Raw genomic sequence first — 18459 nt, forward strand, 5'->3', positions numbered from 1 at the left:
GTTGTAGTGGTCTGATTGAGAACGAATTCAGTAGCCAGAGTGATGGACCCTGACCGGCGTGGCCGGAAAGGATGAGGGCATGACTACACGTTTCGGGATTTTCGTACCGCAGGGCTGGAAAATGGATCTGGCGCAGATCGCGGATCCGGTGGAGCAGTGGGAGGCGATGACCGACGTCGCCAAGCGGGCCGATGAGCAGTCCTGGGACTCGATCTGGTTGTTCGACCACTTCCACACCGTGCCGGAGCCCAGTGACAACACCACCTTCGAGTGCTGGAGCGCGACGGCCGCGCTGGCCCGCGACACCAGCCGGGTGAACATCGGCCAGATGGTCGGCTGCAACGGGTACCGCAACCCGGCGCTGTACGCGAAGATCGCGTCCACCGTCGACGTCGCCAGCCATGGCCGCCTGTACGCCGGTATCGGCGCGGGCTGGTACGAGCACGAGTGGAAGGCGTACGGCTACGAGTGGACCGACATCCCGCCGCGGATGGCCGCGTTCCGGGAGGCCACCGAGATCATCTACAAGATGTGGACCGAGGACAAGCCGGTCTACAACGGCAAGCACTACTCGATCAACGAGCCGATCAACGAGCCGAAGGGCGTGCGCAAGCCGCACCCGTCGTTCTGGATCGGTGGCGGTGGCCCGAAGGTGACGCTGAAGCTGGTCGCGCAGTACGGCGACGCGGCGAACATCGGCGGCGGCAACCCGCAGGTGATCAAGGAGAAGGCCGACATCCTCCGGGGCCACTGCGAGAAGGTCGGCCGCAACTACGACGACATCATCAAGTCGACCAGCTTCAACGTGTTCCCGATCGACAAGGGTGACGACCCGCAGAAGGCGACCGAGAAGGCGCTCGGCCCGATGAACCGGGACAAGTTCGACAACGACAACCTGATCGGCACCGAGGACGAGATCGCCGACAAGGTCGAGGCCGCCCTCGAGGCCGGCGCCGACTACGTCATCTTCTACGTCCCGGGCGTGGCGTACGACCTGGATCTGGTGGACCGCGTCGAGCAGGTCACCAAACGCTTCGCCTGAGAAAGAAAGAAAAGAAGAAGTGAGGGGTGGCGTCGAGCAGGTCACCAAGCGCTTCGCCTGAGGGTTTCACAGCACGCGGCGGACGCCGGGGAGCCGGCGGACGGGGGCCGCGAGCAGGAAGCAGGCAGGAAGTACGACGATCGCGGCGATGGCGACCTTCGCCAGAGTGGGCACGTCCAGCACGCTGAGGGCGTGCCCCGCCGCGATCACCAGGAGCGCGTGAATCACGTAGACAGTGAACGCGTGGTTGGACAGATAGCGGCGCAGCGGACCCGGCGCGTCGTACCTGCGCCGGAACAGCATGAGCAGCGCGAGCACCAGACCGACCGCGAAGGTTGAGTCCCACAGCGCATAGGACAGCGACGTCACGGTCCCGTGCCCCATCCACTTGTCCGGCCCGCCGATGATCGCGACCGGTAGGAACACGATCGTCGCGCCGATCGCCAGCCCGAGGCCCACCTTGCCCATCCGCCCGGCGATCGCGGACAGCCACCCGTTGCGGTAGGCGACAGTCCCCACCACGAAGAAGCTCACGTACTGCGGCAGGTACCCGCTGGTCGGGAAGTCGATGATCGGGACGAACACGTCCATCGAGACCACAGCGCGCCAGGCGTACGTCGCCAAGGCCAGGGCCAGCGCGAACCCGATCACCTTGGGGTAGGTCAGCGGCTGGGGTCGGCGCAGCACGCGATTCCGGGTCGCGTGCCGGATGCCGGCGTACGACACGTCGAAGACGAGCAGTGCGAGTACGAACCACAGCGGACCGCTGCCGATGGTGTGCAGGTACGACTGGTGCGATCCGAGGTACAGGATCGGATTGACCACGAAGTAGAACACCACCAGCGGGATCCCCAGCCGGATCAGCCGGTCGCGGAGGAACAACCGCGGGCTCTTGCGCTCGTACGACCCGGGCGTGAAGTAGCCGGCCAGCAGGAAGAACGCGCCCATGAACCAGGCCTGGTTGACCAGCAGGAAGACGGTCAGGACGAGCGCGACGATCCCGTTGGCCGGCTGCTCGGTGTAGTACCACAGCGGGATCCCGCTGTAGGTGACCGCGACGTGGTGCAGGACCACCAGCACGGTCAGCAGGACCCGCAGGTTGTCCACGAACCACAGCCGCGTCGGTGCTTGTTCCATGTTTCCGTCTCCTTGTTCGGTGTGGTTTCGACGCTAGAAACGGCGCGATCCCGGCGGTATCCGGCTGGACGCACGGCGGGGTGGGGCTGGACCCACTTCCGGGCCTGACCACAACCGGCCCTGACCAGAACCGGCCATGGCGGGAGTCCGTCACCGGCATCGGTGGACCGGCCCGAGGGCAGCTGACAGGCTCGCGAGGATGGCCTCGCGAGGGTCGGGGCATCGGGAGGACCGCCCCGTGACTACTCGATTGCCACGCCTCACCGCAGGCCTGCTCGCGACGGCGGTGGTCGCCAGTTCCCTGCTGCTGGCGACCACCCCGGCCCACGCCGGAGCGACCACTGCGCACGCGACGCCGGCCGGCAGCACCCACCGGATCACGCTGGTGACCGGCGACGTCGCCGAACTGACCACGAGCTCCAACGGCCAGGTCTCGGCCCACCTGACCGGCGACGAGCCGTACTACTTCGGCAGCTTCGACGGCGACCTCAGCGTGGTCCCCGCCTCGGCGTACCCGCTGCTGAGCGAGGGCCGCCTCGACGAGCGCCTCTTCAACCTGACCGAGCTGGTCGAGCAGGGGTACGACGACGCGAGCAGCGACGAACTGCCACTCCTCCTGGCCGCGCCGTCCACCCTGCGCAGTACGCCGGCCGCCCCGCAGGCCGCGACAGTACGCCGCACCCTCCCCAGCGTCGGCAGCACCGCGGTCAGTGTGGAGAAAGCCGACGCGAAGACCTTCTGGAACAGCATCAGCGGGCCGACCACCTTCAAGACCGGCAGTCAGGTGTCCAAGATCTGGCTCGACGGCCGGACCGAGGCGACCCTCGACCAGTCCACGAAACAGATCGGTGCCCCAACCGCCTGGCGGTCCGGATACGACGGCCAGGGCGTCAAGGTGGCCGTGCTCGACACCGGCTACGACGCGGGTCACCCGGATCTCGCCCAGCAGGTCGTCGCGTCCCAGAGCTTCGTCCCGGACCAGCCTGTCCAGGACCTGCACGGCCACGGCACGCACACCGCGTCGATCGTCGCCGGCCTCGGTACGGCGTCTGACGGTGAACGCAAGGGGGTCGCGCCGGGCGCCGACCTGCTGATCGGCAAGGTGCTCGACAACAGCGGCCACGGTCTCGACTCCGAAGCGATCGCCGGGATGGAGTGGGCGGTCCAGCAGGGTGCCAAGGTCGTCAGCATGAGCCTCGGCGGCAAGCCGTCCGACGGTTCCGACCCGATGAGCCAGGCCGTCGACCGGTTGTCGAAGTCGAGTGGTGCGTTGTTCGTCGTTGCCGCAGGCAACGCCGGTGCGGAGGACTCTGTCAGCTCACTCGGTGCCGCAGCGGAAGCACTGACCGTGGGCGCCGTCGACCGTGACGACAACCTGGCCAGTTTCTCGAGCCGTGGTCCGCGACTCGGCGATGGTGCGCTGAAGCCTGAGGTCACCGCCCCAGGCGTGGAGATCGCGGCCGCCCGCGCGGCGGGCACCGAACAAGGCCACGTGCTCGGCCAGTACTACACGCGACTGAGCGGCACCTCGATGGCCACGCCACACGTGGCCGGCGCCGCGGCGATCTTGGCCCAGCGGCATCCGGACTGGTCCGGCCAGCAGTTGAAGGCAGTGCTCGCCGCGACAGCGGTGCCGTCCAAGGATGCGACCCCAGCCCAACAGGGCCTCGGCCGGATCGACATCCCGAACGCCCTCGACCCGGCGATCCTGCCGGACGCGGGGAGCCTGTTCTTCGGCGATCTCTCCTGGAGCGGTACGACGGCCCCGGCGCCGGTCAGCCGCACGGTTGCTTATCGCAACAACTCAACCCGGAAGGTGACGCTGGACCTGAGCGTGGGCGCGCAGTCGCCCGGCAAGGTGAACGCGGCAGTCACGGTAAGCCCCGCACGGCTGACCATCCCAGCCGGCCGTACGGCGTCCGCCACCGTCACCCTCGACCTCGCGAAGACCCAACCGGCCAAGTACACCGGCGTCCTCACGGCCCGCAGCGGCCACACGTCGTACCGGACCGGGCTCGGGTTCGCTGCCGGCGGGCGGCTGAACACCGTGACCGTGAAGGCGATCGGCCGCGATGGCAAGCCCGCCAGCCTCAAGGGTGGGTCCAGTGGAGTGCAGCTGTGGAACCAGGACACCGGTGCCGTGAAGGTGGTCGCCTTTGACAGCGCCACCGGCAGCCGGACCCTCGAAGTACCGACCGGACGGTACGCCGTCATGGTGTTCGTGGTCGGCGCCGACCAGGCGGGCTGGTCCAACTCGTACTCGTTGCTCGGCGATCCGGACGAATGGATCGACGGCGACCGGACGTTCAGCTTCGACGCGCGTACGGCGAACAAGGTCACCATCAAGACCCCGCGTCCGGCCGACGCGCAGAAGGTCGGGTTCGCCTGGCACCGCAACGTCGGCGCCCGTGACGCGGTGTCGGGCTGGACGGTGCCGCAACGGGCCACCGGCGGCATCTACGTGCAGGACTTCGGGAAGGTTGCCAACGGCACCTTCCAGGTCGTGCAGCGGTGGGATCTCGCCCAGCCCGAACTGACCGCCGATGTCACCGGTGTGGACGGGACTTTCCGGTTGCCGACCCCGAGCGAGACGACGTTCGATTCGTCGTACGTCGGCAGCACGACACTGCCGCTGGTGAACGGCGGCGATGGTACGGCCGCCGAGCTGACCGGGGCCAAGGATGCCGCGGTTCTGCTGCGCTTCCGAGGTTCCAGTCAGACGGCGGCGCAGATCACCGCGGCCAAGGAGGCAGGGGCGAAGTTCGTCCTGATGTACAACGAGATCCCTGGCTACTGGTCGACGGGTTCCAACCAGGGCGTTCCGTTCTATCTGCTGCGTGCCGAGCAAGGCCAGCAGTTGCTCGACGTTCTGGCCGAGGGCCCAGCCTCTGTGCGGCTGAACGGCTTGCGTGACAGCACCTACCGGTACGACGTGGTCCTGGGGCCGTCCGTCGTCCGCGGACCGCTCATCTATGACGTTGCGCAGATGCGGCCGGCTGTGGTGACGACAGACTTCCAGCGCAACGACGCGTTCAAGTTGCACAACGACGAGCGGATCGCGCACCTGCCGGGTGTGCCGGCCGGCCTGAGCTCGATCCGTGGCGTCACGGGACCGGTCACTCGCACCGACTACCTCGCGAGCGACGTGAAGGGCGTCCTGTGGGACGAGCAGACGTCGGCAGGGGACTGGAACGAGTCCGGCTTCGAGTACACGATCGCGCGCGGCTACCGCCCGAACGAGAAGGCGAACCGCGGCTGGTGGGAGTCGCTGACGCGTCCCGCCGTTCCGGACGGAGGGGGAGCCGCGAACGAGGTGCAGGGCTGGCCGCCGGCGCGGTACGAGAACGCGTTGCGGTTCGCGATCCCGCAGTACGTCAGTGGTGATCGCACCATCTACGGCTGGGCCGACCGCGGTGACACGACGAGCATGAAGCTCAGCAGCAACGGCGTACAACTCGGCAGCGAGGCCTGGTCTGTCGGACAGTTCGCGGTGCCGGCCAAGGCGGCCTGGTACGACCTGACGCTGGACCAGAAGCGTGGTCCGAGCAGCTGGGCCAAGACCTCGACCGCGACCCACACCGAGTGGCATTTCTTGTCGACGCCGACCAGCGGGCGGTCGGTGCTTCCGCTCGTCCAGGTCGACTACCAACGGGCCGGCGATTGGCTCCAGCTCAAGCCGGCGTACCAGCCTGGCTTCCACGGCCTGGGCATCTTCCGCACTACCGCGGAGATCTCGTACGACGGGACGACGTGGCAACGGCTCACGCTGTTCCCGCAGGGACTCGACGGCACGGTCACCGCACGGATCCCGGCGGCACCGGACGGAGCGTCGGCGGCGAACCTCCGGGTCACGGCGACCGATCTGGCCGGAAACAGGATCAACCAGACCATCGAGAAGGCCTGGCTGGTCCAATGATGTGATCGATCAGCAGTGCTTGATCGATCAGCAGTGCTTGATCGATCAAAAAGGGCGACGCCACGAAGCCGGGGGGAGTTGCTCCGTGGCGTCGCCAGAGGCGCGCCAAGGGAGGGGTGGGGGCAGGCGCGCCGGTCTGTGTGGATCAGCTCCCGAGGATGCCTCCACCGAGAACGCCCAGCAGTCCGAGCAGGGACAGCAGGTTGCGGATGACCTGGTCGACGGCCGCGACACCACCGGTCTGGTACGCCGTCACGCACTTCTGCAACTGGTCCTGCGTCGGCGAGGTGATGGTCACCTTCTTCATCTCCGCCTGGCAGTACTGCGTCGCCTTGGTCAGCTCGGTCACCGTGCTGCCGACCGTGCCGACGATCAGGCCGGCGGTGGTCTGCAGGGTTGCGAGGCCCGGCGCCGGCGGCTTCGATGTCGGTGGCTTCGGCGTCGGCGTGGTCGGGTCGTCGGTCGACGGCTTGTCGCCCGGCGTCGACGGTTTGCTGCCCGGCGGGGTCTTGGTCGGCTGCGTGCCCGGCTTGCCGTCGCCACCCTGGACCGGCCCGGTCGTCGGCTTGGCCGCGCCCGGGTAGGTGGGCAGGTCGTTCGCCTGCGGCAGGTTGTTGTCGGCCGGGGCGTCGATGGTCGGGTCGCCGACCTGGTCGCCGGCGGTGTCGATGCCCTGGTCGTCGGTCTCGGTCCCGTTGCCGACCGCGATCCAGCTGCCACCGGCGTACGCCTTGGCGATGCTGATCACGAGATCGGCGTACTGCTGGGAGTGGTTGTAGCGCAGGATCGCCGAGTTCAGGTCGCTTGCCTTGGACAGGTCGGTCTTGCCGGAGCACAGGTACACCGCGGTGGACATGGCCGCGTCGTCGATGTCCTGCGGATTCCGCACGCCGTCGCCGTCGCCGTCCACGCCCATCGACCGCCAGGTGCCAGGGATGAACTGCATCGGCCCGACCGCGCGGTCGAACGCGCCGTCGCCGTCGAACGCACCGGCGTCCGTGTCGTTGATCTTGGCCGTGCTCACGCCGTCCAGCCGCGGGCCGAAGATGCCCGGCACCGCGATACCCTGGGAGTTCAGCGCGTTGCCGCCGAAGCGGCCGTGGTTCGACTCGACCCGGCCGATCGCAGCCACCAGCGTCCACGGCAGGTTGCAGGCCGGATCGACCTGAGCCATCACCTGCTGAGCCCGGGAGTAGGCCTTCAACGCGGCGTTCGGGATGCCGTTGCGGGACAGGCCGGAGACGACCTGGGTCGGCTGCTCGCCGGGATCGACACCGTGGCCGACCACACCGGGCACCGGCACGTTGGCCGGCTCGGCGATCGGCTGCTTCGGTACGACGACCGGACTCTTGCCGGACAGACCCTGCTCCAGCGACGCCGTGGCGATCGCCGGATCATCCGTGGCACTGACGGTGAATGCGCTCGCGAACAACGCCAACGGGATGAGCGGCGCCACCTGACGCCACCCGCTACCCGTGGCGCGGCGCTTGCCCTTCGCCATCGATGATCCCCTCCGTGACTCATCGACCTGTCCAGCCCCACGCTGCAGACAAATCATTTCGTCGCTGTCGGTTGCCGTCGTACTGGGTCTAACGTCCAGTCCGTGCGTGGGTTACGCACCGAACTCAGACCATCTACATCCGGTCACCGGGTACCCATACTGGCGCGTAACAACGCGCCTGTGAACCCCCCGGTGGGAACGAACCGGCCTGCCCGCCCATCGGCCCGCCTGGCCGGTCGGGGAGAATGGCGGCCGTGCCCGACCACACAGAACAGTCCGCCGGCCTCTTCGACAGGGCGTCCGCAGTCACGCCGGGCGGGGTCAACTCTCCCGTACGAGCGTTCCGCGCCGTTGGCGGCGTACCGCGATTCATGGCATCGGGTGATCGATGTCACATTACCGATGTCGACGGCAACCGCTACGTCGATCTGGTCTGCTCCTGGGGGCCGATGCTGCTCGGCCACGCCCATCCGGAGGTGACCGCCGCGGTGCAGGCCGCCGTCGCCCGCGGTACGTCGTTCGGTACGCCGTCCGAGACCGAGGTACTGCTCGGCGAGGAGATCGTCGGGCGGACCCCGGTGGACAAGGTCCGGCTGGTGTCGTCCGGCACCGAGGCGACCATGTCCGCGCTCCGGCTGGCCCGCGGGTACACCGGCCGGGCGAAGATCGTGAAGTTCGCCGGCTGCTACCACGGACACGTCGATGCCCTGCTCGCGCAGGCGGGATCCGGCGTTCTGACGCTGGGCATCCCCGGTACGCCGGGCGTGACCGAGGCGACCACGGCCGACACCATCGTGCTGCCGTACAACGACCAGGCCGCCGTCTCCGCCGCGTTCGCCGAGTACGGCGACCAGATCGCGGCCGTCATCACCGAGGCGTCCCCCGGCAACATGGGCGTCGTACCGCCGCGGGACAACTTCAACGCCTTCCTGGCCAAGACGTGCAAGGACCACGGCGCACTGTTCATCTCCGACGAGGTGATGACGGGCTTCCGGATCACCCGCTCCGGCTGGTACGGCGTCGACGGCGTACAGCCCGACCTGATGACGTTCGGCAAGGTGATGGGCGGTGGCTTCCCGGCCGCGGCGTTCGGCGGGCGGGCCGACATCATGTCCCACCTGGCCCCGGAGGGCTCGGTCTACCAGGCCGGCACCCTGTCCGGGAACCCGATCGCCACCACCGCAGGCCTGACCACGCTGCGACTGGCCACCGACGAGGTCTACGCGAAGCTCGACGAGACGTCGGCAACCATCCAGCGGCTGGTCTCGACGGCGCTGGACAAGGAAGGTGTGCCGCACGTCATCTCGGCGGCCGGGAACCTCTTCAGCGTCTTCTTCGTGGAGTCCTCGGAGGGACCTGCCGAGATCCGGGACTTCGCCGGTGCGAGCGCCCAGGTGCTGCCCCGGTTCGCGGCGTTCTTCCATGCCATGCTGGACGCCGGCGTCTACCTGCCGCCGAGCGCCTTCGAGGCCTGGTTCGTCAGCGCCGCCATCGACGACGACGCCCTGGCCGAACTCGAGTCCGCCCTGGCCTCAGCGGCAGCCGCGGCGGCCGCCGTACAGAACTGACCGCACGGCGGCAGCCGTCTAGATCGAAGGGAACGGCAGCGGTGACCGAAACGACGGTCGTGCACCTGATGCGTCACGGCGAGGTGCACAACCCGACCGGTGTGCTCTACGGCCGGATCCCCGATTTCCACCTGTCCGAACTGGGCCGCGCGATGGCTGAGCGGGTGGCCGAGTCCGTGAAGGGCCGGGACATCGTCCACCTGGTCAGCTCGCCGCTGGAGCGGGCCCAGGAAACGATGGAGCCGATCGCCAAGGTGTTCGGGCTGACCCCGGACATCGACGAGCGGGTGATCGAGGCCGCGAACCTGTTCGAGGGCAAGAAGTTCGGAGTCGGCGACGGAGCCCTGCGCAACCCGAGTGCCTGGTGGTTGCTCCGGAACCCGATCAAGCCGTCCTGGGGCGAGCCGTACCAGCAGCTCGTCCGGCGGATGCGGGACGCGATCGAGACCGCCCGGCAGAAGGCCGCCGGGCACGAGGCGCTGATCGTGTCGCACCAGTTGCCGATCTGGATCGTCCGGTCCGCGATCGAGGGCCGCCGGCTGCCGCACGACCCGCGCAAGCGCCAGTGCAGCCTGGCCAGCCTGACCTCGTTCACCTTCCACGGCGAGTCGATCGTCTCTGTCGGGTACGCCGAGCCGGCGAAGGACATGTTGCCGGTGAAGAACCCGAAGAAGTTCGTCGGTGGAGCCTGATGAAGAACTACGGGAGGGGTGGGGGTGGGGGTGAAGAACCCGAAGAAGTTCGTCGGGGGCGCGTGATGAAGCGTGCGGCCGCCGTGGTGGCCGGGTCGTTGCTGGCGCTGACCGCGTGCTCGTCTGGACAACAGGCCGCGGAGAACCGGCAGGGCCAGGCCGGATTCGTGAGCGGGACGAACAACGTGTCCGTCTTCGCTCCGGCCGACCGCAAGCCGGCGCCGGTCTTCACCGGTACGACGCTCGACGGCAAGACCTGGACGCTGTCCGACCACCTGGGCAAGGTGGTCGTGCTGAACGTCTGGGGCTCGTGGTGCCCGCCCTGCCGCAAGGAGGCGCCGGACCTGGTCGCGGCGAACAAGGAACTCGGTCCGTCGGTCCAGTTCATCGGCCTGAACACGCGCGATCTCGACCCGGCCCCGGCCAAGAAGTTCGTCCAGGAGTTCGGCGTGCAGTACCCGAGCGTGTACGACCCGAACGGCAAGTCGCTGCTCCGCTTCCGCGGTCAGATCTCAGCGGCGTCGATCCCGAGCACACTGGTGATCGACAAGACCGGCAAGGTCGCGGCCAGGGTGATCGGCGACGTGACCAAGCAGACGCTGGTCGGCATGGTGAAGGACGCCGGTTGACCTGATGGGTGAGTGGTTCGCGCAGTCGATGACGGGTTCGATGCTGGTGGCACTGCCGATCGCGGTGCTGGCCGGCGCGATCTCGTTCTTCTCGCCCTGCGTCGTACCGCTGCTGCCCGGCTACCTCTCCTATGTGACCGGGCTGTCCGCGGCCGAGCTCGGCTCGAAGCAGCGCGGCCGGATGCTGGCCGGGACCGCCTTGTTCGTGGCGGGATTCTCGGCGGTCTTCATCCTGACCGGCGTACTGTTCGGCACCGCCGGCGACCTGCTGATCGAGCACCAGACCGCGATCACCCGGGTGCTCGGCGGGCTGACCGTCGTACTGGGACTGGTCTTCCTCGGTGGATTCGGGTTCCTGCAGAAGGACGTGCGGGTGCACCGGGTGCCGGCGGTCGGGATCGCGGCCGCGCCACTGCTCGGCGTACTGTTCGGATTCGGCTGGACGCCCTGTATCGGTCCGACGCTCGGGACCGTGATGACGCTGGCCGCGACCGAGGGCAGCACCGGGCGGGGTGCGACGCTGGCGTTGGTGTTCAGCCTCGGGCTGGGCATTCCGTTCATCGTCGCGGCGCTGGCGTTCCGGCGGATGCTGGCCGCCGTTGCGTGGGTCCGGCGGCACCAGTTGCTGGTGATCCGGATCGGCGGCGTACTGATGATCGCGGTGGGACTGCTGCTGCTGACGGGAGTGTGGGATTCGATGACCGCGGACCTGAGGCAGTGGGTCGCCAACTTCGGGTCGGCGGTGTGACGTGACCGACGTCAAGGATCACATCACCGCACCGACCGGCGGCTCCGGGAACGAACCGCCCGCACTCGGCTTCGTCGGCGGGCTGCGCTGGATGTGGCGCCAGCTCACCTCGATGAAGACCGCGCTGGTGCTGCTGTTCCTGCTCGCGCTGGGGGCGGTGCCGGGATCGCTCATCCCGCAGACGCCGATCGACCCGATCAAGGTGTCGGACTTCCTCACCGCGCATCCGAAGCTCGGCCCGTTCTACGACAAGCTCGGGCTGTTCGACGTCTACAAGTCGCCCTGGTTCTCGGCGATCTACCTGCTGCTGTTCATCTCGCTGATCGGGTGTGTGGTGCCCCGGCTCGGCGTGTACCTGAAGGCGGTCCGGGCCCGCCCGCCGAAGCCGCCGCGCAACCTGAACCGGCTGCCCGGCTACCAGCGCTTCACCATCGACTCCGAGGGCGACTTCCTGGCGACCGCGACGCGTGAGCTGCGTCGCCGCCGGTTCCGCGTCCAGGCGTACGACGGTGCGGTCGGCGCGGAGCGTGGTTACCTGCGCGAGGCGGGCAACCTGCTCTTTCACTTCTCGTTGATCCTGGCGCTGATCGGTGTCGCCTGGGGTTCGCTGTTCGGGTACCGAGGCACCGTCCTGGTTGTCGTGGGCAACGGTTTCGCGAACTCACTGGCGCAGTACGACGACTTCGCGCCGGGCCGGGTGTTCAACGGCGACAACCTGCCGCCGTTCTCGCTGACGGTCAAGGACTTCGAGGTGAAGTTCCAGCAGGACGGTCCGCAGAAGGGCGCGGCGCGCGAGTTCAAGGCGCAGCTGAGCTACCAGGAGACGCCGGACGGGCCGGAGAAGCCGTACCAGCTCGAGGTCAACCACCCGCTGAAGCTCGACGGCAGCAGTATCTACCTGCTCGGCCACGGCTACGCGCCGCGGGTCACGGTGAAGGACGGCAACGGACAGGTCGCGTTCTCCGGGCCGGCACCGTTCCTGCCGCAGGACAGCAACTTCTCGTCGTTCGGCGTGATCAAGGCGCCGGACGCGCGGCCGATGCAACTCGGCTTCGAGGGCTTCTTCCTGCCGACCGCGGTGATCGACCAGCGCGGCCCGGTGTCGGTCTTCCCCGACGACCTGAACCCGGCGCTGGTGATGACCGGGTACTACGGCCGCCCGCAGCCGGAGACCGGGAAGCCGGAGTCGGTGTACCAGCTGGACAAGTCGAAGCTGACCCAGTTCGAGAAGGACGGCGACAAGCTGCGCTTCCAGCTCGCCCCCGGGCAGACCACGACGCTGCCGGACAAGGCCGGGTCGATCACCTTCGACGGCTACAGCCGCTGGGTGAAGCTGCAGGTCAGCCACACCCCGGGCACGAATCTCGCGCTGGCGGGCATCCTGCTGGCCATCCTCGGCCTGATGGGCTCACTGTTCGTGCACCCGCGGCGTACCTGGGTGCGCGTCCGCACCGAGGACGGGCGTACCGTTGTCGAGGTCGCGGGTCTGGACCGCGGACCCGAGCGAGGGCTCGGCGACGAGATCCGGGCCATCACCGACAGCCTGAAACCAGAACCAGACCGATCGAGCACCCAGGAGCAGCCATGAGTGCGGAGACCTTCGCGCACGTCTCCAACCTGGTCGTCCCGACCGCCACGGTGATCTATGCGCTGGCGATGATGTCGCACGCGCTCGAGTGGGCGCTCGGCCGCGCTGTCGTGGTCAAGGACGCCGAGGTCAAGCAGGACGTTCTGGTCGCGTCCGGTGGCGAAGCGGTCACCGCAGGTACCACTGGCACTGCTTCGGCTGAGGTCGCCGAGCCCGCCATCCCGGGGACGGAGCGGCTGGAGGCGGCGAGCCGGATCGGGCTGACGCTGACCTACCTGGCGTTCGTGCTGCACCTCGCGGGTGTGGTGACTCGCGGTCTCGCCGCAGGGCGGGTGCCGTGGGGAAACATGTACGAGTTCTCGATCACGGCCTCGCTGGCTGTCGCGGCCGTCTACCTGATCTTCGTGCAGCGCTACAAGCTGCAGTGGCTGGGTCTCGGCGTGACGCTCGTGGTCACCGCCGTACTCGGACTCGCCACGCTCGCGCTCTACACCCCGGCCGGTCCGCTCGTGCCGGCACTGCACTCGTACTGGCTCGTCATTCACGTGTCCGCGGCCGCGATCTCCGGTGGCGCGTTCACCATCGGCGGCCTGGTGTCGGTGCTCTACCTGGTCAAGGCCCGTGCGGAGCGCCGGGTGCTGGCCGGCGGCACGATGTCGGCGTCGCTGCGGCGGCTCCCGAGTGCCGAGGCGATGGACGGTACGGCGTACAAGGTGCTCGCGTTCGCCTTCCCGCTGTGGACCTTCGGCGTGCTGGTGGCCGGGCCGATCTGGGCGGAATACGCCTGGGGCCGCTACTGGGGCTGGGACCCCAAGGAGGTCTGGTCGCTGGTCACCTGGGTGGTGTACGCCGCCTACCTGCACGCGCGCGCGACCGCGGGCTGGCGCGGCCGGAACGCCGCGACGATCGCGATCATCGGGTGGTTCGTCTTCATCTTCAACTTCGTCGGAGTGAACCTGCTGGTCTCCGGTATGCACTCCTACGCCGGGGTGTGACATGAAGGAGTTCGCCATCTACACCGGCCTGCGGGCCGCGTTGTTCGCGGTCTGCTTCGCCGTTGTGTGGTTCGCGCTGAACGCACAGCTGAGTGTCTTCCCGTTGTTGCTACTGGCACTGATCGTCTCCTCGATCCTGTCCATCTTCGTCCTGCGCGCCGCCCGCGAGCGGCTGGCCGGCCAGATCGAACGCCGGGCCACGAAGATGTCGCAGCGGATCGAGCAGGCCCGCTCGGCCGAAGACGAGGACTGAACGCCGTACCACTGGTTCAACTGGTACGGAGAGTGACCTAGGCCACGGCCAGTTTCTTGGCAAAATCGTTTGTGCACCCCTTCACATGAGTCGTAGAGTCGTGGATAGAACGAAACCGTTTCGTTCTATCTGCTACTACGAACTCACACAGGGTGATCATGGTCGAGACAGCCGGGGTGCGGCACCGTCCGCGGGTCGAGGGTGGTCGCGAGGAAGAGATCCTCGATGCGACCGTCGCGCTCGTGGCCGAGCTGGGGTACGACCGGCTGACCATGGACGCGGTGGCGACGGCGGCGAAGGCCAGTAAGGCGACGCTGTACCGGCGCTGGACCAGCAAGGCCGAGCTGGTGGTGGACGCGGTCAGCCGAGCCAAGGGTTGCCCGATGCCGGAGAACGTCGACACCGGCAGCCTGCGCGGTGACCTGATCTCGCTGGCCTGCGGCACCGGCGGGTTCACCGACGAGATGCCGATGTCGGTGATGGCCGGGCTGCTCACCGCGTTGCAGCACGACGCCGAGCTGCAGAAGGCGTTCCAGCAGCGGTTCCTGGCGCCGCGGCTGGGGCTGGTGGCAACGGTCTACCAGCGTGCGATCGACCGCGGCGAGGTCAGCCCGGACATCGACGTCGAACTGCTGGCCAACACGCTGCCGGCGGTGATCATCCACCATGCCTTCCTGCTCGGCGTCGAGCCGACCGACGACCTGATCCTCCGAGTGATCGACAACGTCATTCTGCCTGCGGCGCGGGGGTCGCAGGCGAGCTGACCGGTGAGGGGCCGGTCCGCGACCACAACGCAGTTACGCCCAAGAGGGGAATAGTTCTATGTCCGAAGACGTCGTCAAAGCCGATCCGCCCGAGGGCCGGCCGGTTGACGCGGTGACGGAGACCGGTCACGGCCACCGGAACCTCGGTATCGCGCTCGCGCTGATCTGCATGGCGCAGCTGATGGTGGTGCTGGACGGCACCATCGTCAACATCGCCCTTCCGCACATCCAGAACGATCTGGGCTTCAGCAACGCCTCGCTGCCGTGGGTGGTCAACGCCTACGCGCTCGCGTTCGGCGGTCTGCTGTTGCTCGGCGGCCGGATCGGGGACATCCTCGGCCGCCGCAAGGTGTTCATCTTCGGCGTCGTGCTGTTCGGTGTGGCGTCGTTCATCGGCGGGATCGCGCAGAGCGAGAGCGTGCTGCTGGCCAGCCGCATCCTGCAGGGTGTCGCCGCTGCTGCGGCCTCGCCCAACGCGCTGGCGCTCATCACCACCACCTTCCCGGCCGGCAAGGAACGCAACCGGGCGATGGGCGTGTACGCCGCGATGTCCGGTGCCGGTGCGGCCGTCGGCCTGATCCTCGGCGGTGCGCTGACCGAGGCGTCTTGGCGGTGGACCTTCTTCATCAACACCCCGATCGGCCTGATCGTGGCGGTGCTGGCGTTCCGGTTCCTGGGCGAGTCAGCCCGGCAGACCGGGAAGTTCGACCTGCCCGGCGCGATCACCGGCTCGGTCGGTCTGGCTGGTCTGGTCTACGGCCTGAACCACGCGGCCACGAACGGCTGGGGTGACCCGGTGACGCTGACCTTCATCCTCGGCGGCTTGGCGCTGATCGCGGCCTTCCTGCTGATCGAGGCCCGGTCGCGGCACGCGTTGATGCCGTTCCGGATCCTGGCCAACCGGACCCGCGGAGTCAGCTTCTTCGTGATGCTGGTGGTCGGCGCGGCGATGTTCTCGATGTTCTACTTCCTGGGCATCTTCGTGCAGAACATCATGGGCTACAGCGCGCTGAAGACCGGCTTCGCGTTCCTGCCGTTCAGCCTCGGCATCGTGGCTGCCGCGCAGGTCGCCTCGTCGCTGATCGCCCGGATGGACCCGCGGTGGATCGCCGGTGCCGGTGCGGTGCTGGTCTCGGGTGGGATGTTCGGGTTCAGTCAGCTCGACGTCGACTCGTCGTACCTGGTCCATCTGCTGCCGTTCATCCTGCTGCTGTCGTTCGGCATGGGTCTGATCTTCGTGCCGCTCACGCTGACCGCGGTCAGTGGTGTCGCCAACGAGGACTCCGGTGTCGGCTCCGCCGTACTGAACACGGTCCAGCAGATCGGTGGTGCCGTCGGCCTGGCGCTGCTGGGCACGATCTCCACCAACGCGATCAAGGACAAGTTCACCGAGCTGGCCCCGGGCCTGCAGAAGGCGGCCGAGTCCGGTCAGTCGCCGACCCAGCTGAAGCAGCTGGAGGGTCAGTTCACGGCGGTCGCCACCACGCACGGCTTCACCCGCGCGTTCCTGTGGTCGACGTTCCTGATGCTCGGTGCGGCCGTGGTCACGCTGGTCGGTCTGTCGATCAAGCACCAGGATCTTGCCAACGACAACCAGAACGGCCCGGTCCACATGGGCTGATCCAGCCCGCGAAACTCGAAGGGTCCGCTTTCCACGGGAGGAGGGGAAAGCGGGCCCTTCGTCGTATGACGTCAGAGCTGTTTGCGCAGCCAGGACTCCATCCGGACGCCGTCCGGCATCAGGTTGCCGGGGGCACCGGAGTCGGTGAATCCGTTGCGGAGATAGAGATTCCGGGCGGGTTCGTTGCCATCCGCAACCGCCAGCTCAAGAGTGTGGGCGCCGGTGGTGCGAGCCCAGTCTTCGATCGCGGCCATCAGCGCGTCGCCGACTCCCTTGCCACGGCCTGTCGGGGAGATCCACATCGAGACGAGCTCAGCGACACCGGGCTCGTCGGCCGGCAGACCGCCGGCCATGCCGACCGCCGTACCGTCGAGACTCGCGATCACCTGGTAGCAGCCGGGCAGGGTCAGCCGCTCGCGCCACCGCTCCTCCGGCGCGTCGACCCAGTCCGCGTGGACCGAACCGAAGGCGGACGGTGTGTCCGCCAGCGCCGCCAGTCGTAGTTCGCGCCAGAGCTTCCAGTCGTCAGGCCCGATGTCCCGTAGTTCGATCACGACGGACAGAATCCCCGCAGACGAGTGTGCGGCGCCAGTCAGTTTCTGGGCGGGAACCTGTTGGACACCCAATCGCGGACGCCACCCATGCCGTCGCCGAGGTCCCGGAGGAACTTGGCGAGCGGATCCTGCGAGCGGCTGAAGGCGTCGGAGTACGACTTGGCGGCGTTCTTGGCCTCCTGGGAGATGGAGGCGGTGTCGTCGTCCTGGCGCTTCGGGTAGGTGCCGGACACGATCGTGGTGTACTCGCCCTCGTCCACCCAGCGCCGCAGCTCGTGCGCGCGGATGACGGCCAGCGGGTGCGACTGCGCCTCGAGCAGCAGCAGCTTCAGCAGGCTGTCGCGCAGATCGCCGGCGCTCTCGTACTCCGTCCCCTGCGCCAGGAACGCCGTGGTGTCGAGCTCACCGAGCTCCCCGCCGCTGGCCAACTTCATCTGCACGCGGAGCGCGACGGCCGGGTCCTGGGTGGCGAGCAGGCCGGCCCGGTCGCCGGAGAGCTCGGCCTTCCGGGACCACTCCTGCAGGGCGGCGATGATCGCGCGGACCCCGAGCGCGCCGATCGGCATCCAGTTCACCGCGCCGGTCAGCCTGATCAACCAGAACAGCAGCGACTGGTAGAGCGCGTGCCCGCTCTGCGCGTGGCCGAGCTCGTGACCGAGGATGAAACGCAGTTCCTCCTCGTCCATACCCTTCAGCAAGGCGCTGTTCACGACGATGAACGGCCGGTCCATACCGATCGTGACGGCGTTCCAGATCGGGCTGTTGATGACGTACAACTCGGGCAGCTGGCGGACGTCGAGGGTGCTGCCGGCCTCGGTGTAGAGCCGGTGCACGCGGGGGAACTGGCGCTCGTCGACGCGGATCGCCGAGCCGAGGAACTGCAGCCGGAAGGCCCGCTCGTTGATCAGGCCGGACATCTTCTTCAGCATGAAGTCGAAGCCCTTCAGCTGCCGCAACGCCACCAGCGCACCGCGGTCGGCCGGGTGCTCCCACGCCCGCGAGCTGATGTCGGTCAGCGTGACCCGCTGCCGGGTCGGGCGCTCTTCGTTCTCGCTCATCGTTCCCCCTGCTGGCTGGGCCTCGTGTCCGTCCAACCTAGCTCGCTCCCGGGTCGCCGTACCTTCGGATTGAGGATCCAGGCGAGCAGGAGCGGGAGCGGCCAGCTCAGCGGGACGGACCACCAGGACGGGTGCACGAAGAGGATGCCGACCACGCCGGCCAGCGCGAGGGCGGTGCCCCACAGCCAGTACCAGAAGGCGTTCCATCCGGGGTGGCGGATGCCTCTGCGGTAGCCGACCGCCGCCAGCGTGGCCGTTGCCGGCAGGGCGCTGAACACTCCGAACGCGACGACGACAGTTGCGATCAGCACGATCTCGCCGGTGGAGAAGTGCGGCTCGAATCCCAGGGGCACCATACGTCTCATCGTTCCGTCCGGAAGCCCGCTTGCTCAG

16 protein-coding genes are annotated in these 18459 nt (G+C 68.1%); 11 read left to right on the forward strand and 5 right to left on the reverse strand.

Annotated features, from left to right (window positions below; translation table 11 throughout):
• Positions 1 to 79 precede the first annotated feature (79 nt).
• A complete protein-coding gene (locus tag E0H73_RS23915) occupies positions 80 to 1042 on the forward strand; it encodes an LLM class F420-dependent oxidoreductase (RefSeq protein WP_131360217.1) in 963 nt (320 codons plus the stop codon).
• Between the two features lie 66 nt (positions 1043 to 1108).
• Here E0H73_RS23915 and E0H73_RS23920 read toward each other — a convergent pair whose 3' ends face one another.
• Positions 1109 to 2179: an acyltransferase family protein gene (locus E0H73_RS23920; RefSeq protein ID WP_131360219.1), complete on the reverse strand. Its 1071-nt coding sequence runs from the start codon at positions 2177 to 2179 to the stop codon at positions 1109 to 1111.
• 238 nt (positions 2180 to 2417) lie between these two features.
• Here E0H73_RS23920 and E0H73_RS23925 point away from each other — a divergent pair, with 238 nt between their 5' ends.
• Positions 2418 to 6095, forward strand: a complete 3678-nt coding sequence (locus E0H73_RS23925) for a S8 family serine peptidase (protein WP_238164194.1) — start codon at positions 2418 to 2420, stop codon at positions 6093 to 6095.
• A gap of 145 nt (positions 6096 to 6240) precedes the next feature.
• Here the strand turns inward: E0H73_RS23925 and E0H73_RS23930 are convergent, their stop codons facing one another.
• A complete protein-coding gene (locus E0H73_RS23930) occupies positions 6241 to 7596 on the reverse strand; it encodes a lytic transglycosylase domain-containing protein (protein WP_131360223.1) in 1356 nt (451 codons plus the stop codon).
• Positions 7597 to 7841: 245 nt separating this feature from the next.
• Between E0H73_RS23930 and hemL the strand changes: the two genes are divergently transcribed.
• The 9 genes from hemL to E0H73_RS23975 all read left to right on the forward strand — a co-directional run bounded on the left by hemL (position 7842) and on the right by E0H73_RS23975 (position 16454).
• The gene (gene hemL, locus E0H73_RS23935; protein ID WP_131360225.1) at positions 7842 to 9164 is read left to right on the forward strand and encodes a glutamate-1-semialdehyde 2,1-aminomutase; all 1323 of its coding nucleotides are present in this window, start codon (positions 7842 to 7844) and stop codon (positions 9162 to 9164) included.
• A 68-nt stretch (positions 9165 to 9232) separates the two neighbouring features.
• A complete protein-coding gene (locus tag E0H73_RS23940; protein ID WP_238164220.1) occupies positions 9233 to 9856 on the forward strand; it encodes a histidine phosphatase family protein in 624 nt (207 codons plus the stop codon).
• Positions 9857 to 9921: 65 nt separating this feature from the next.
• Complete coding sequence (locus E0H73_RS23945) at positions 9922 to 10485, forward strand: TlpA family protein disulfide reductase (protein ID WP_131360229.1); 564 nt, start codon at positions 9922 to 9924, stop codon at positions 10483 to 10485.
• A gap of 4 nt (positions 10486 to 10489) precedes the next feature.
• Positions 10490 to 11233 carry a cytochrome c biogenesis CcdA family protein gene (locus E0H73_RS23950; protein ID WP_131360231.1) on the forward strand — a complete coding sequence of 248 codons (744 nt, stop codon included), beginning with the start codon at positions 10490 to 10492 and terminating at the stop codon, positions 11231 to 11233.
• Between the two features lies 1 nt (position 11234).
• A complete protein-coding gene (gene resB / locus E0H73_RS23955; RefSeq protein WP_131360233.1) occupies positions 11235 to 12821 on the forward strand; it encodes a cytochrome c biogenesis protein ResB in 1587 nt (528 codons plus the stop codon).
• Positions 12818 to 13816, forward strand: coding sequence for a c-type cytochrome biogenesis protein CcsB (gene ccsB, locus E0H73_RS23960; RefSeq protein WP_131360235.1), 999 nt, complete (start codon positions 12818 to 12820; stop codon positions 13814 to 13816). Before resB ends, ccsB begins: the two co-directional genes overlap by 4 nt.
• Before the next feature lies 1 nt (position 13817).
• On the forward strand, positions 13818 to 14069 hold the full coding sequence (locus tag E0H73_RS23965) for a DUF4229 domain-containing protein (protein WP_131360237.1): 252 nt from the start codon (positions 13818 to 13820) through the stop codon (positions 14067 to 14069).
• 158 nt (positions 14070 to 14227) lie between these two features.
• The gene (locus tag E0H73_RS23970; RefSeq protein ID WP_131360239.1) at positions 14228 to 14833 is read left to right on the forward strand and encodes a TetR/AcrR family transcriptional regulator; all 606 of its coding nucleotides are present in this window, start codon (positions 14228 to 14230) and stop codon (positions 14831 to 14833) included.
• A gap of 58 nt (positions 14834 to 14891) precedes the next feature.
• Entirely contained in the window at positions 14892 to 16454 is a 1563-nt protein-coding gene (locus E0H73_RS23975; protein ID WP_131360241.1) for an MFS transporter, read from the forward strand.
• Between the two features lie 71 nt (positions 16455 to 16525).
• On the opposite strand, the gene E0H73_RS23980 is transcribed toward E0H73_RS23975, so the two are convergent.
• The 3 genes from E0H73_RS23980 to E0H73_RS23990 are packed head-to-tail and all read right to left on the reverse strand — an operon-like array spanning position 16526 to position 18422.
• Positions 16526 to 17008: a GNAT family N-acetyltransferase gene (locus E0H73_RS23980; protein ID WP_131360243.1), complete on the reverse strand. Its 483-nt coding sequence runs from the start codon at positions 17006 to 17008 to the stop codon at positions 16526 to 16528.
• A 38-nt stretch (positions 17009 to 17046) separates the two neighbouring features.
• Complete coding sequence (locus tag E0H73_RS23985; RefSeq protein ID WP_131360245.1) at positions 17047 to 18066, reverse strand: M48 family metallopeptidase; 1020 nt, start codon at positions 18064 to 18066, stop codon at positions 17047 to 17049.
• Complete coding sequence (locus tag E0H73_RS23990) at positions 18063 to 18422, reverse strand: hypothetical protein (RefSeq protein WP_131360247.1); 360 nt, start codon at positions 18420 to 18422, stop codon at positions 18063 to 18065. The genes E0H73_RS23985 and E0H73_RS23990 overlap by 4 nt, the downstream gene beginning before the upstream one ends.
• Positions 18423 to 18459: the final 37 nt, after the last annotated feature.

Origin of the sequence: Kribbella pittospori, assembly GCF_004331465.1 — a bacterium.
GTDB lineage: Bacteria > Actinomycetota > Actinomycetes > Propionibacteriales > Kribbellaceae > Kribbella > Kribbella pittospori.